Here is a 15,906-nt window from a genome sequence, read left to right as displayed (position 1 = left end):
CCCTTTTATTAAATTATATCAAGAATCTCTTTTTAATTATTTGGCACTCGGTGTACCGGCAGCCTTCTTAACGATGACTTTCAGGTTATCCTTGCTCAATACACCCCACTTGTAGTTGACATTTACAGTCAGGAACATGTTGTAGTCAACGTTAACCGGAGTACCATGGTTGTTGAAGTATGCCAAGTGAGTCGGGTCAGCTTTAGCTTCTGTAGCAGTAGACTTAGCTTTTGTCTCATCCCAGTTCATCATCTTCAATGAAGCATTGGTCGGCAACTTACCGTCAGTAGTACCCTCCTTATGCTCATAAGTGCTGGTTGCAGCATTCCAAGCCAAGCTGGTAGTGGTCTTATCAGTCAAGAACTTAACTTCACGCACAGCATAGTAGTCATACAAAGCATGTGCATAAACTTCATCACCAGTGGCCTTGTCAGCTACAGCAGCAGCTACCGGCTTATTATTCCAGTCAGTGAATGTGAAGTTCTTGGCAACGCTCAAGAAGCTACCGTCAATTTCAGCATCAACGAAGTTGTCGCTGATAGAACCGTCAATAGTCAACGGGTTGATGAAGTGTACCTCAAATTCTTGAACTGGAATAACATTGAAGTCATTGTATGCAACAACTAGCTGTACAGGAACTTCCTTGCCAATCAACTTGAGGGCGGCATCAGTACCGTTCAAGTCATCTTTTTCGTGGAGACGGATGATACTGGAGCATTCATTTACGCTATTACCTAATTTTTCATCATAATTCCAAGGCAAGTTCTTTTTGTTTTCTGTAGCATCAGCACCCATCAGGTTATTGATAGTGGCAGCCAAATCGTTAGATTGTATATAATCATTAATTCCTGCATCCGTTCTACCGATGTTGCTGTTGTCACCTACAACTTCGTCTTTTGCTGTACCTTTAGTCTTATACCACAATTGGGTTTGGTCATCGCTTGTGACAAAGTCTTTCAAATGCGGATAAGTAGTCAGGTCTTTCATACGTGTTTCGTCAAAGATAAACTTAACCTCTGCACACTCACGAATATACTGGATGAATTGGGCCAAGTTGGCTGGTTTTTCTTTGGTCGGTTTATATACAAAGCCATTAACCAAGTCAGCTTCGATGTGGCTATAGTCTTTAAGCTCACAACCGTCTGGAGTACCCGGATATACATGCGGGTCTTTCTGTGTTCCACCGTCATTTGCAGTAGTGTAAACAATCGGATTCACATTGAAGACACCTTCACCCTTACCATTCTTCCAGAAAGTACCTTGGTATGCAAACTTCTGTGCAGGAACAACAATTGTCTGCTTGATGTCATCATTCAAACCAGTTCCGTCAACGTACTTAACATCAATTTCAAATGTAGAAGCATAAGTCTTGTTTGCAGCATTGTAAGCCAATGTACCAACAGTCTTCGGATTCATAGCCAAACCAAGTTGAAAGAAGTATTGTCCTCAGCATCCTGTAAGAAACCGAATACAAGTTCTTTGTTATTATTGATGAGTTCACCGCCGTCTTTACCAACTTTATTTGCTCCTTCTTCCCAGTCATTCAAAGCATCTGTAGACTCTGCCAATGTGCTGAGGTCAATCTTCTTACCATCTTTTCTAAGTTCAAGGATTTCGATGTCCTTGTAGATGTTATGGAACTGAGTTTTACTCATACTCTGTCCACTATCGAACTTAACCATATGATAGATCTTCTCGTTCATTTCCTTAGAGAACAGCTGCTGGAACATGTCATGACAAGTTACAGTGTCGTTCGGGAATGTGATAGCAGCAATAGTCTGATCCTTTTCACCAGTCCAACAGATCTTAATGTAGCGAACTGCAATCATGTTACCATTGTTCTTATCCCATAACTCAGCGCGAATGATAGGCTCACGACCGATAGAAGTTTTGGAATATTCGTTGTCTCCCAACTCTACGTCATAAACTTCAGGCTTCAGAGTATAACCATCAGACAAGATACGGCCGAATTCTTGTTCGTCTGTCTTCCGGTCACCCTGCAGATACTTGGCTTTTGCCAAAGCAAAACGGAACTCCAGACCATAGTCGGGGTAGTTGCTCAATTCCTTGTGGCTACCATGTTCGTCTTCTGCATAAGTATAGCATACTGTTACCAGTGTTCTCAAATCAAGCGGTTCGTCATATGCTTGCTTAACGTCTACCAGCTCTTCATTTCCTGATTTGTACAAGCAAATAGAGTCATGATAGTGAACATATTTGCCATTTTGTTCTTCGTCAGCAAAATTGCCAGATATTTTTGAGAAGTCAATATGCTTGTTAGCCAAATAAGGGAATACTATAGATTCTTCGATACGGCTGTATTCAGAACTTACATACACTTCTTTACCGGCCTTTTCTTCTTCATCTGTCAGATTCTTGTCAGCAATAGGGGGGGCAGAGAAGCCATCCAGAATGTTTCAAGCTTACCTTCTCCATGTGCAGAGCCATATGTACTGATTTTTTCATTCAGATATCCCTTGTTCTCCTTGTATTGTATAGTCAAAATGCCACCATCTACACTTGCGTAGGGAGATAGGTAAAACGTCTAATGCTTGTATTGTATAGTCAAAATGCCACCATCTACACTATAATCTACTACTTCGATAAGTGCATTCTCCAAGACTTCAGGAGTAGACTTGGTTACATTCTGAGATTTGATGCCTTCGAACTGCGAGAGTTTAATATCATCTTTCAATACACCGATGCTTGGACTCATTTTGTAGCTAACCTTGTTCTTTTCTGTAGAGATATTAAGGGATTTGGCATTAGCTACTGGTTTGTGGTCCAAAACAGGGCGAAGTTGCCCGTGATCTCTCGGGTTCGCATTGTCTTGATGGCCTGTTACAGCAGTATAAACCTGCGGAGTATACTGCAATGACAGTAATTCAATAGAAGGAATACCATTGATGTATGTAGTCGGAATCAATGTGAGACTTGTCAAACGATGACCAATCAAGGTCATCACTTCTACGCTCAATTTTTCAACCTTAGTTGCGAGTTCCTTCAAATCTGCATCGGAGATGAAATCTTTCTGTAATTCCGTCTTCAGATCTGCAATATTTTTGTCTACAGCATCCAGAGAAGCCAGCTTGTGATTTGTTTCTGTAGAGCTGTATTTGCATCCTCTAAAGCTTACTTCAAGGCTGCAACGTCCTCAGAAGAAGCCCCACCTTGTCCTGCTTTGTCCAATGCTTCTTGTGCTGCTGTTTTAACATTAGAAGTTCAGTTTTGGCTTCAGCGATAGAAGTCTCCAAAGTACTTATTTAGAGTTCAATTCATCAAGTGAAGCTTTCTTATCCAATTGTCCCTGCAAGTCCTTGATGTCGTCATCATAGTCCTTACAAGACGTGAAAGTTCCTGCAGTACCGGCCATTAAGACACTGAACAAGAACATACTTATGTTTATAATTGAAAACTTTAAATTTATAAATTTTAAAAAATAAAAAGTGAATAATCTCGCATATTTGGTATTACTTTCTCTTATTTTTTTTGTTAAAATTTTCCGTTACTTCGCAGGTAATGAAATCTTGTTAATTTCGTTAATAATCAGGGAATAAGGAGAAAACAGGTGGGGCTTGTCCAGAATAGTAAAAATCTGTTCGTTGGGATATTGGAAAGAGGATTGGAAGTCCAGAAAAGTGACAATGGGAAAGTAATGAAATGAGGTCTTCAAAAAATGGAAGTGTGTATTTTTTAGCTCAAAAGGTTGAATAACAATATATTGATAGAACCGATGTGAGCTCCATAAAGGCAACACCATTCCGTTCCTCAAAACTCTGTTTGAAGATTCCGGAAAATGTGCGACAAATCTATTCTATCCTATCAAAAGCAGTAACGTCTTTTACACCATACACGCTCCACTTCTTACAAAAGAAATTACCCTCTGATTTGCCTCGTCAATCTTTCTGTTGCTGAAAGGCTTCAGATAGGTTTCCGTCACCGTGATGGAGGAGTGCCCCATGGCTTCCGATATGATTCCGGGGTGTATCTCGCAATGGTAAGCCATTGTGGCCCAGGTATGTCTCGCCGCATAGGTGCTGAGTGCCGACTGCATTCCCAGACACTGTCTGAGTACTGCCAAACGCTGGTTGAATGCCCTGAGTGCCGACTGGTATTCCCGGTATGCGGCTTCCGTGCCTTCCTCGCTCTGCAGGATGGGAAACAGATAGGGGGAGTCGGGGTTCCTGTCCGCCACCATCCTGACCATCTGCATGGCTTCGGGTGTGAGTGACACGGTCAGTGCCCGTCCCGTCTTCCGCCTTCTGTAAGACAGTACATTCCCTTGCAGGTCCCTTTTGTGCAGGTACGCCAGGTCCACAAAGGGTATGCCCCTGAGCATGAACATGAGTACGAAGAAAATCCTTGTTCTCTGCTGTGCGTTTGGGAGCGTCCCTCCTTGCAGGCTCCTTTCCGTCTCCCTTACCAGGCTGCTGATGTCGGATGCCTTGAGCGCCTTCTTCTTGTCTGCCCGTGTGCCGGTATACACATGCTCGAACAGTCTGGGTACATACCGTATGTACTTTCTGTCCACCGCCCGATGATACACCGAGCGTACCGTCTTGATGTAGGTGGACACGGTGTTCCAACTGCAGTTCCTCTGCCTGAGGTAGTTTTCGAACCTCTTCAGTACGGTCGGGCTCAGCTTGCGCATGGGCATTGGTTGCCATTTGGTGAATCCCGAGAATGCATTCATCGCTGATTGGTAGATGTGTGCTGTCCCCCATCTGCCGCCTTCCCGGAGTTCCCCGATGACTGAGGAGAACATCTCTTGTAAGGTAATTTCATTTCTGCTCATTTCCAATTTATTTATAAAGAGTTTATCTTACAAGTATATACAATAAAATGAAGAAAAACAGAAGCTTATAATGTATTTTTCATTTTAGCCAGTCTTTCAGAATGCCCCCAAATATATTCACTATATTTGCGAAAAAAGTCGCATTGAAAAAAAATCGCAATATGAATAATCCATTTAAATTCAGTACCATTGTAGACGGTGAATACTTTACGGATAGAGTAGCGGAATAGGGAAGAGTAAGAGAGATACTTGCAAGTGAAAATCGCCTGATATTTATTAGTCCACGACGTTTCAGCAAGACCAGCCTCGTCCAAAAAGTAACGAAAGGATTGTCACGTCCCGTTTTCCAGTTGAACCTGCAGTTGGTAACAGGCACTGCCGACTTTGCCGCACGATTATTGTGGATTATGCTTCAGCAATATCCTATGGAACGTCTGGAGTATCTCATCACTCACTTTCATTTTATTCCCACCATTTCAACCAATCCATGACGGATGGCATAGAAGTTTCATTTCAGCCGTCAATGGATGAAACAGACAAGAAGGTATTGATAGGCTTAGCTGTAGAGATGAGGGTTCCAGTCTTCCTTTTCTACAAGGTGTCGGCATTGATTCTCCAAGTACTGCCTTTAGCAGTTTAAAGCTGCTTGGGCAACAAGATATGTGATACGCAACGAAGAGTATGAACTGGATGCTCCTTTCTTTCTTGTCGATATATACAAAGATGGCTATTTCCGTTTTCCTAAGAAGGAAAATGGAAATAGCCGTTTCTAGTATGGAATATCTAGCTTATATCATTTTGGGTAATTGATTCTTCTGCCCAATACGTCATTGCGCATTTCCCGTTCACTACGATAGAGCTTTCCGTCTTTCAGGAAATAGTAAGCAGGATATCCGGCAAACTCAATTGTAGCATATTCCAAATTATCTGCACTTTTACAGACTTGCCAAGTACCTTCATAAGTCAGCGAGTCGTTAAACTGGATAAGTGTGGTTGAATCCGCTTTAAGTTCAAAGCGTACTCCTTCTTCCGTAAAAAAAGTGCCGCCAAAGGGATGGCTACTGCTTTTTCCGGTACAGGCTACTAACACACAGATACCCATCAAGAGCATTGAAGAATAAATAAATCTTTTCATCTTCATCTGTTTTTATTTAATCAATAAAGGGTATCCCATTAAGGAATACCCTTTAATATATCAGTATCTAACGATCTTTACTTATCGTGTACCAGGAGTTCCAGAGTTAGGAGCTACAGTAATCTCATAAACATTGATGAGAGTTTTCCACTTATAACCGTATTCAACCGGGATAAACAGCTTATAAGCTTTGTTAACCGGAGTACCGCTATAGTTGTAATAAGTCAAGACTTTTTCTTTGTCACCGTCACCATCGATATCTTTTTCTTCATATCTGATTTCAATGTTTGCAGGCAACTTACCATTTGTATAACCTTCTTCTGGTTCCAAGTTACCGTCAGTCAGTTTCAAGTTAGTCTTGATCTTAGTAACATCCAGAATATTGTCAGAACCAGCCTTCAACGGCCAAACAGCTTCTCTTACTTGATAGAAGTCATACAATGCTTTTGGCAGACCAGTTGTGTTTTCCACAATCTGCTTGTTGTCATTCCAAGAGTAGTAAGTGAATGCACCAGTTACATCAATTGAGCTACCTTCGTTCTTGGCGTCAACGAAGTTGTCGATTTCGCCCTTCTTAACTTGCAACGGCTCAATAATATTTGCTTCGTATTGCTTAACAATGCCTACATTCTTTGCATTATTGCAGAGATCAGCAACCAAGTTGATGGGAACCATCTTACCAACCAATGCCTTAGCAGCTTCTGTCGGTTGATTAGTGAAATCTGTAACAGCATGATCAGGAACAGCTTCTTGCAACTTGATGTTGTACGTCAGCTCGTCTGCGTTCAAAAGGTTAGCCTTGTGATTTACGATTGTTGCTGCTAATTCTCCCTTAATCCACAATTCTGTATCATTGTTTCTCAACTCAGCCTTCACTTCAGTACCATCGTTCCAAATATAAGTATAGTTGGCGATTCTTGCCTTATCGAATACGAATCTTACGCCTTCTTCTGCATAGTAAATGCCGTTAGCATTTTCAGGCATAGTGTGGTCAGGTTGCATCGGACCAAAAGCAGGATAATAGAACTTCGTATTAGCTACATTCTTATCTGTATAATAGATAGCGCCAGCAGCACCTTCAGTAGGTTTCACACCTCTGTCATCCAAGAAACCGTTCAACAAGTCAGTATAGATGTTACATGTCGGGTTAGTACCGTCAACAACATTCCATGCCGGATTAGATTCTTTGGTTCCATAAACGATCGGGTTGATGTTGAATATCTTATATTCCTTTTCACCTTTCCAGTATGTACCCATGTGGCCCCATACATTCAAAGCAGGCATATAGACAGTTCTTGTCATTACAACGGTAATATCAGCATTGATACCCTTAGGATCTTTGTAGATAACAGTCTTCGTGAACGTCTTCTCTTGCTGACCAGGCCAGAACACACCAAGATCTTCTTCGTTTAATGTCCACAAAATATTGTGAGACTCAACGCCTTCTTCCGGATCTTTCAAATCTTCAGCTGTACCAGCTCCCTCACCTACAATGAATTCAGTATAGATAGCATGGAATTCGTTCTTTGTCATACCACCTTCTTTAGCCTTGTCGTAAATCATGGTATTCATCATTTCTGTATCGACAAGGTTCTTAACTGTACAAGAGAACAATACCGGGTTGAACGGAACTGCCAGTTCTTTTCCTTCCATTGTCCATTTAACCTTCAAGTAACGTTGAGCAACCAATGCATTGCCATTTACAGAGTCGATCAATTCTACGCAAACAATAGGCTCACGACCTACGGCTGTTGCAGATCCAGAGATGTCATATACTTTAGCAGACATTTTACCATTCATCGGAGAATCGATTTCTGCAAATTTTTGTTGGTCAGTCTTGTTGTCATTGTCGTTTTCAGGAATATAAGCGGCTTCTGCCAGACGGAAACGGAATGTCAGACCATAGTCCTTGTAGTCTACCAAATCCTCATGTGCGGCATGATCATTGGCTTTGTCACTAACACAAACTTTTACCAATTTCTTTAAATCAAGAGGTTGGTCATAAGCTTGGTAATAGTCAACTAAAGCATTTGCATTTGATTCATACAGACATACTGAGTCATGATAGTGAACATAGAAATCACCGTTTCCATCATTCTGTATTTCGTCTGCGAATTCACCTGTTATGGTTTTTCCAAAATCAGTTCTGCTGTTAGCCAAATACGGCAATTTGATAAGCTCTTCAATACGAGCATATTCAGAGTTTACATAAACGCCATCAATAGTACCAGCTTCAACATCCTTAGCTTCGTCTTCTGTATAGTTTTCTGCAGAAATAGGAGCTTTCAAAGAAGCCATATAGAATTTCTCTTTATTGCCTTCCTTAGTGGTAGAGAGCTGTTGACCTAAGAAATCAGAATGTTTTTTGAATGTAACTTCCAGTACACCTTCCTTGTCAATATTGTGACCTGTAACTTCGATCGGGCTATTGTTTGTAATTGTTGTACCGTCAGCATTCTTTGTCATTATATTTTCAGACTTGATGCAGTCAAATGACGGAGTCAGGATATCTTGAGTACGAACACCTACACTCGGGCTTACATGGAAATAAGCCTTATTCTTCTCAGTAGCGATGTAACGGGCTGTACCGGCATCTTTGTGGTCTAACACAGGACGGTTAGTGTGGCCCGAAGGATCAGACGTATGTGTAGGCATTGCCTCATACTTCTGAGGAGTATACTGCAAAGTGGTAAAAGTCATAGCAGCAATACCGTTGATATGCTGAGTCGGGATCAGAGCTAGACTAGTCAGACGGTGTCCAATCAATTTAACCACCTCAGCGGTCAGGGCATCAACCTTTGCAGCCAAAGCTTGTAATTTTTCGTCTGTAACGAAGCCTCCTTCAAGCTCTTTCTTTAAATCTGCAATTTTCTTGTCCACAGTCTCCAATGAGGCCATTTTGTCAATTTGCTTCTGCAAGTCTGCCTGCGCTTTCTCCAGAGCGGCTTTTAAGGCTGCAATTTCTTCAGAAGAAGATCCACCTTGTCCTGCTTTGTCCAATGCTTCTTTAGCTTTGTCCAGTGCTTCTTGTGCTGCTGTTTTAGCATTAGAAGCTTCAGTTTTGGCTTCAGCGATAGAAGTCTCCAAAGCACTTACTTTAGAGTTCAATTCATCAAGTGAAGCTTTCTTGTCCAGTTGTCCCTGCAAGTCCTTGATGTCATCATCATAGTCCTTACAAGACGTGAACGTTCCTGCAGTACCAGCCATTAAGGCACTGAACAGGATCACACTTAGAAACTTTTTGTTCATAATTGAAAACTTTAAATTTATAAATTTAAAAAAATAAAAAGTGAATAATCTCGCATATTTGGTATTACTTTCTCTTATTTTTTTGTTAAAATTTTCCGTTACTTCGCAGGTAACGGAGGAATTTTCCGTGCAAACATAATCGTTTTTCTATAAATGAGCAAATAATAATGCTGTTTTTTTATAATTAATCGAAAAATCTGCATTTAAGCGCACTTTTTTGTTAATGGAATTGTTGTTGCCCCAGCTATTAGCGTATTTGTACGTGTGTTCTGTATTACAGAGGAGTTACCCTTATACATATTATAAATAAGAATTGTATAATTAAAATTGAAGATGAAAGAGATTACCTTACAAGAAATGCTGTCAACTATTATTGGAGAGCTTCGGAAAAATGGAAGATGGGGAACAGCCCATATTTACCAATCCACATTGAATGTGTTTTCCGTATTCAACAACTATCAGAATTTGCATCTGCGCAAACTGAATTCAGTGGTTTTAAAACGTTTTGAAATGTACCTGCGCCAACGGGATTGTAGTTGGAATACCGTTTCCACCTATATGAAAGTCATCCGTTCGGCTTATAACCGAGCTGTAGATTTACGATATGTCCGTTATATTCCCAGGTTGTTTGAACATGTGTATACGGGAACTAAAGCGGACAAGAAAAGAGCATTGGAAGCTTCGGATATAGGAGCTTTAGTTTGCGAGACAGAGATGGATTTGTCCAAAAGGATTCCCTCCTCGAGACTTCAAAAAGCAAAAATGCTATTCGTGTTTATGTTTATGATGCGTGGTCTTCCGTTTGTCGATTTGGCTTTTTTGCGTAAGAAAGACTTGCAAGGTAACGTATTATCCTATCGTAGAAGAAAAACTGGTCACACCTTGCGGGTACTTCTGTCCCCTGAAGCCTTGCAGTTGGTACGCATGGTGTCCAATAAGGACGAAAACTCACCTTATTTATTTCCAATATTACATAGCAAGGAGGGTACCGAAGCGGCTTATAAAGAGTATCAATCAGCTCTGAGACGTTTTAACTATCAGTTATCAACTTTAAAAACACATTTAAACATGAGTTCACATCTTAGCTCGTATTCGGCAAGACACACATGGGCTACAATGGCATATTATTGCGAGATTCACCCTGGAATTATTTCCGAAGCGATGGGACACTCATCGATAAATGTTACTGAAACCTATCTCAAACCCTTCAACGACAAGAAGATTGATGAGGCAAATGAGAAGGTAATTTCTTTTGTGAAAAGCAATGGAATTTCGGCATAGTTTTTTTGCTTTTTATTGATAGAATAGTCTAAATATGTACTTATTATTCCTCCCGCAAGAGACTTCTCTTGAAGGGAAGGATCGCCTTGTTTGTTTCTCAGCCACCTTTTCTTATGTCAAAGTACTACAAAATAAGACTTTATATTTTCCCCTGTCTTGCAAACCTTTTGAGTCTCTTTCACCTCAATCTTATTTCTTAGTCCTATTATAAGAATTCCACCTATAAGCCCCTCCTTATCTTTATTCATTTAAAATATTATAAACAATTATAGATGTATCGAAACTGTATTAAACATGTTTTTATACAATTGATTAAATATAGATTCCCGTTACCTGCGAAGTAACGGAAAAAATCATATATAAAAATGTGAGGAAAAATACTGTAATCGTAGATTTTATTATTTTTCATTTTTTAAATTTATAAATTTAAAGTTTTCATTATGAACAAAAAGTTTTTAAGTGTAATCTTGTTTGGGGCCTTGATGACGGCTACTACAAGTACGTTCACGTCTTGCAAGGACTATGATGATGACATCGATAATTTGCAGGAGCAATTGGACAAAAAAGCTACAGCTGAAGACTTGAATAGCAAAGTAAGCGCATTGGAAAGTGAAATTGCTGCTGCTAAGTCAAGTGCAGAAGATGCAGCGAAAAAAGCTCAAGAAGCTTTAGATAAAGCTACAGGAGCTGGTACTGTTACAGATGCTGACTTGGAAGCTCTAAAAACTGATTTAGAAGCTAAAATAGCTAAGTTAGCAGCTTTAAAAGATGTTGAGGAACAAATTGCCAACCTTAAATCTGAACTGACCAATGCTATTGCAGGTAAAGCAAGTCAAGAAGAATTGAAGGCTCTTGCAGAAAAGGTGGCTAAATTACAAAATGAGGCATTAAATCTGATCGGCCGTCAATTGACTAGTTTAGTGTTTAAGCCTGATTTCTACTATCAAGGTATTGAAGCTATGTCTGCGTCTACATTTGCATATAATGCTTTGACATTGAAAGTTGTTAATGCTGATGCGGATTTTTCTAAAGATGCGGCAACAATTGCAGCTACGCTGTCTTATTTGACTCCAGGATTGACTGCAGATTATCACATGAATCCGTCTACTGTAGATATAAATAATATCGCAGAACTGACATTTATCTCCGATGATAAGAAATACACTAAAGCTGCAGGTGCAGTAGTGAAAGCTGAAGTTATTGGTAAAAGCTTAGCTCCAAACCAACCAGGTGTTTTGAGAGTAAAAGCAAAATTGACTGACGGTAGCATTAAAGACATTGACAAAGATGGACTCGTAACAGTATTGGCTTTGCAAGCTCATTATAAAGATGCCAAAGTAGATACTATAATTACTTCTGATTACGCTGCTGTAAAAGCGCAAGAAATCAAAGATTTAGTATTGGCAAACGCAAAAGTACAACCTAATCATGCTGACGGAGAAGGTCACTTGTATACGACTGCTGCTGAAGCTATTCAGAATGAACCTCAAATTCAAGTTGCATGGAACAGCGAAGGTGTAGATGTTGCTGAATATATTCAAACACACTATACAACAACTACCAATAAAGATATCGCTTGGGATAAAAATGCAAATGAAGGTCTTGTTGAGAAAGATGGTTTCAAGTATATTTATGAATTGGTAGGTTATTTTGCCGGACAAAATGAGACTTCAGAAAGTGCCCATGCAAATTGGAAGGGTGCTATATTGAGACCTCAAATAACCAAAGGTGGTAAGCAACAGGCATTTGGTGCTGAACAAAGCAAAGCAACCATAGGTCGTATGCCGTTGATTCGTGTCATCTTGAAAGATACTGTACAGAACCAAAATGTAGCCGTTGGTTATATTAAAGCTGAAATTACAACAACTCCGGAAGAGAATGAAATTACTGTTATTGATCCGTTCAACTTTACTGAAGGATATACCGTTAATTGCTCTGAAGATAATTTGATTAAGAAATTAACTTGGGATCAAGTGGAAGAACAAATTTTAGCTAAACTTGATATTTCTAAGGAAGAGTTTGAAAATACTTACAAACTTGACGCTACGGATAGCGATGCAAAGCAATTCACTGGGGCAAGTGCAGATGCAGTAGAAGTTGCGAAGAAGATTGGGGTAGTTTCTAAAACAACTGCTGATACGGAAGGCCATATGACAGAAGTATTGCAGTGGACAATAGGAGCTAATGACGCTTATGAACTTTTCACAGAAAAAGCAAGTATAAATGCTGTCGTTCGTTTTGTTAAGGAGAATAGCAATAAAACTGCACACTATGTGTATGTAACATTCAACTGGACACCGAGTCCACGCAATGTTACTCCAGCTGGTACTATTGCCAATACTACAAAACTTGACTATGCTTGGTTTGCAAGTGGTAGTACAGAAGCTAAGAGCGGTTATGATGAAATCCATCAGAACGTAAAAGTACCCAATAAGGGTGAAGGCGCAGATAAGTGTACTTATGTAAATGACCTTTTGAATGTATTTGAAGGCAATAAGGTTACTATCAGTGGAGTAGATGCAGTTTATGCAGATTTCCAAGATAATAAATTAACTAAAACATTCCAGTTCGTTACTCCGCGCATAAAGGATGTTTATGGCGTTTCTAAACATAACAAGTACAGATTATCTGTTTCTACGGATGGATTAACTTTATCTGCAACTAAGTTGGAGAACAATCAACCAACCGGAGCTTCTCAAAAGATAGCAGTAATTAGCAATACTGCTGTGACATATCAAGAAACTGATTACGCAAAAGATATCTTGAACTATGCTGGTCGCACTGAAATGAAAGATGGTGAAACTCTTTGCGGTCGTGTTAAAGTTGTTGCAACAAACGAATGCAAAAAGGACTTGAAATTGAGCAATTATGAATTTGATGTGAAATTTATACGCCCTATTAATGTAACTTCTAAGGATAATGAAGGCTTGAAAGATGCTATTAATGACGGTGACAAGCTTGACTTCAGCAAGGTATTAGCATTTACGGACTGGCGTAATAACAAGGAACAAAATGAGTTCAGTCCGGAAGGATATAACTACTATATTTACTATGGAGTTGAGAAGATTGAAGTAGATGAAGCTAATATCACAACTAATTTGAATGGTGGAACATTGGGTGAAACGTTATTGAGCTCTAAGAGTAATAAGATTAAAATAACATATACTCCGTCTACAGAGCCTATTGATGGTACACATATGGGTATCCTGAACTATAAGAACAATGGTAATGAAGTTGGTAGCTACCAAATTCAAGTTCCTGTAAAAGTAACTTATAAATGGGGTGTTATTGAAGTTAATATTGTTATTGATGTTCACGGAACTGTCTAATCATTAGATTAAATAGAAATCTCCAATAGAAAGAGTGCCTTCAAAAGAGGGCACTCTTTTTAATCTATAAAGACGTCTACATATTGAAATTATGTGGTCAGTTCACTTGGAGTGAAGTGAAGAAGCTATTTCTCTTTCATTTTTTCGCTATATATTTTAATATAGCTCCAGCCTATTGATACCAATCATAATAATATGCCTCCAAAATCACCTAACAAAAGTAGATAAAAGAATGAAAACGATAAAGTCTTTAAGTATACTGTTGTATGTACTTGTTTTGATGACAGCTTGTAAACAAGAAAAGAAAAGAGTAGGAAGTATTGCCCCCAAAACATCCTCTATCATGGTACTCTCACAGCGAGATACAACAACTGTGACTGAGCTTGTAAACCGATTCATGACTTTAGCCCAAAATAAAGAGTATGCCGAAGCTGTAGCCATGCTATACAAAATGGATGCTAAAATTCCTAATCAAGCACCAGAACCTTTAGATAATGAAGACATGCAACATATTAAAACATTATTTGAACTCTTTCCTATCTATAGATATAAAATTGATAATATACAATTTAAAGAAGCTGAAGATAATGAAGTAAGATGCACCGTTTACTTTACCGAAACTAGAAAGACCAATTGGTACTTTAAACCAGTACGCTATCTAGGGAATTGGAAATTATGCATGAAAGATTCAGGAATGGGTGATAAAGCCATCTGATAAACTTTTCAATTCCCATCAAAGACGGCAGACAGCCTAGTCGCGAAGCCGCTACCCCACTCCACGATGATGCACCTGCCCCAGTAGATGTAATTATAGAAAAGTAATCAAAAACGCAAGAAAGGCCCTCCTTTTGTAGGAGAGCCTTTCTTATATTATATTCCACAAATCGTTTTACTACATTTAGAAAAGATACGCCGCAGACACCTGCCAAGTCTTATTCTTGGCACCGATGGCATCACCCGCATTCTTCCACGTAAATGAGTCGCCCATCGGGAGCTGATAGGTCACTCCAACCTGGAGATGCTTCAGCAGCTTCACACCGGCACCCAAATTAAGTGCCACTTGAGCCTTCTTACGGTCTACGTAGTCTTTCTTCTTAAAATCGAAGAAGAAATCGGGACCGGCTGCCACATAAATACCCAACAAACTACCCAAGCCAATGGTATATTTCAGATTTACGGGTACTTCCAGTCCTGTCTGCTTCACCTCGTCCTTGCCGCGCTGAGAGAACAGCAAAGCCCCATCGATACCCAAACCTACAATGGGAATGGTAAACTCAGCCATCGGACCAATAAAGAAACCGGTAGAATTATCCTTGTTTCCCTTATATCCGCCATCCCAATCTATTTTCGTCATATTCACACCACCCTTAACACCCCACTTCAATAGTTGGGCCTGAACAGGCATAGCCATAAGCATACAGCATACAGCTATCATGAAAGCACTAAAAATCTTTTTCATAATCAATTGTGTTTAATATTACGGGACAAATATATGCAAATTCTTCCTAAAGAAACAACATATGTCAGCATTTGTTCATTTACGAGAACAATGAATCACAAAACACATTACCTTTGCAACATAAATCAAGGAAAATGTCACGCTGACAAAATAAAAACTATGATAGAAATCAGAAAGACACTACCCACAGAACTGGAAGTCCTTATGGACATCTTTGAGCAGGCCAAGCGCATCATGCGGAAAGATGGCAACATGCACCAATGGACGGGCAACTATCCCTCCCGCGAACTCGTCATGGCAGACATCGAACAAGGCAACAGTTACGTATGCACCGACGATACCGGAGAAATCATCGGGACTTTCGCCTTTATCCGTGGAAACGACCCTACATATGCACATATCCACGAAGGAGAATGGCTGGAAAACACACAGCCTTACGGAGTCATCCACCGGCTGGCAAGCACAGAGCACAGCAAAGGAGTGGCCAATGCCTGCCTGCAATGGTGCTACGAACAAATCCCCAACCTACGTGCAGATACCCACCGGGACAACCGCATCCTGCAATACATACTGAAGAAACATGGTTTCCAGTATTGCGGCATCATTTTTCTGGCCAATGGGGACGAACGGCTGGCATTCCAGAAAACAGAACGATAGC

General features: G+C 40.0%; 9 protein-coding genes and 1 pseudogene. 5 read left to right on the top strand and 5 right to left on the bottom strand.

Annotation, left to right across the window (positions count from 1 at the left end; all coding sequences use genetic code 11):
* Positions 1 to 36: 36 nt before the first annotated feature.
* Both EYA81_RS19935 and EYA81_RS10390 read right to left on the bottom strand, forming a co-directional pair.
* Positions 37 to 3,373, bottom strand: a pseudogene (locus tag EYA81_RS19935) (hypothetical protein).
* A 468-nt stretch (positions 3,374 to 3,841) separates the two neighbouring features.
* Positions 3,842 to 4,795 (bottom strand): site-specific integrase, encoded by a 954-nt coding sequence (locus tag EYA81_RS10390; RefSeq protein WP_117601701.1) that lies wholly within the window; start codon positions 4,793 to 4,795, stop codon positions 3,842 to 3,844.
* Between the two features lie 329 nt (positions 4,796 to 5,124).
* Here EYA81_RS10390 and EYA81_RS19220 point away from each other — a divergent pair, with 329 nt between their 5' ends.
* Positions 5,125 to 5,286, top strand: coding sequence for a hypothetical protein (locus EYA81_RS19220; RefSeq protein ID WP_005825763.1), 162 nt, complete (start codon positions 5,125 to 5,127; stop codon positions 5,284 to 5,286).
* Between the two features lie 302 nt (positions 5,287 to 5,588).
* On the opposite strand, the gene EYA81_RS10385 is transcribed toward EYA81_RS19220, so the two are convergent.
* Positions 5,589 to 5,930, bottom strand: a complete 342-nt coding sequence (locus EYA81_RS10385) for a hypothetical protein (protein ID WP_008661937.1) — start codon at positions 5,928 to 5,930, stop codon at positions 5,589 to 5,591.
* 81 nt (positions 5,931 to 6,011) lie between these two features.
* The gene (locus EYA81_RS10380) at positions 6,012 to 9,179 is read right to left on the bottom strand and encodes a hypothetical protein (protein ID WP_131225708.1); all 3,168 of its coding nucleotides are present in this window, start codon (positions 9,177 to 9,179) and stop codon (positions 6,012 to 6,014) included.
* A gap of 333 nt (positions 9,180 to 9,512) precedes the next feature.
* Between EYA81_RS10380 and EYA81_RS10375 the strand changes: the two genes are divergently transcribed.
* The 3 genes from EYA81_RS10375 (at position 9,513) to EYA81_RS10365 (ending at position 14,504) form a co-directional block, all read left to right on the top strand.
* A complete protein-coding gene (locus EYA81_RS10375) occupies positions 9,513 to 10,460 on the top strand; it encodes a site-specific integrase (protein WP_117964240.1) in 948 nt (315 codons plus the stop codon).
* Positions 10,461 to 10,900: 440 nt separating this feature from the next.
* Positions 10,901 to 13,789, top strand: coding sequence for a hypothetical protein (locus tag EYA81_RS10370; RefSeq protein ID WP_131225707.1), 2,889 nt, complete (start codon positions 10,901 to 10,903; stop codon positions 13,787 to 13,789).
* A 232-nt stretch (positions 13,790 to 14,021) separates the two neighbouring features.
* Positions 14,022 to 14,504, top strand: a complete 483-nt coding sequence (locus EYA81_RS10365; RefSeq protein WP_117964242.1) for a hypothetical protein — start codon at positions 14,022 to 14,024, stop codon at positions 14,502 to 14,504.
* Positions 14,505 to 14,687: 183 nt separating this feature from the next.
* Here the strand turns inward: EYA81_RS10365 and EYA81_RS10360 are convergent, their stop codons facing one another.
* Positions 14,688 to 15,248 carry a porin family protein gene (locus EYA81_RS10360; protein WP_117964243.1) on the bottom strand — a complete coding sequence of 187 codons (561 nt, stop codon included), beginning with the start codon at positions 15,246 to 15,248 and terminating at the stop codon, positions 14,688 to 14,690.
* A gap of 159 nt (positions 15,249 to 15,407) precedes the next feature.
* On the opposite strand from EYA81_RS10360, the gene EYA81_RS10355 reads away from it, so the two are divergent.
* Positions 15,408 to 15,905, top strand: a complete 498-nt coding sequence (locus EYA81_RS10355; RefSeq protein ID WP_117964244.1) for a GNAT family N-acetyltransferase — start codon at positions 15,408 to 15,410, stop codon at positions 15,903 to 15,905.
* The last annotated feature ends 1 nt before the right edge of the window (position 15,906 follow it).

Source organism: Bacteroides sp. A1C1, assembly GCF_004328515.1.
Classification (GTDB): Bacteria; Bacteroidota; Bacteroidia; order Bacteroidales; family Bacteroidaceae; genus Bacteroides; species Bacteroides uniformis.
This window is presented reverse-complemented; position numbering and strand designations above follow the sequence as displayed.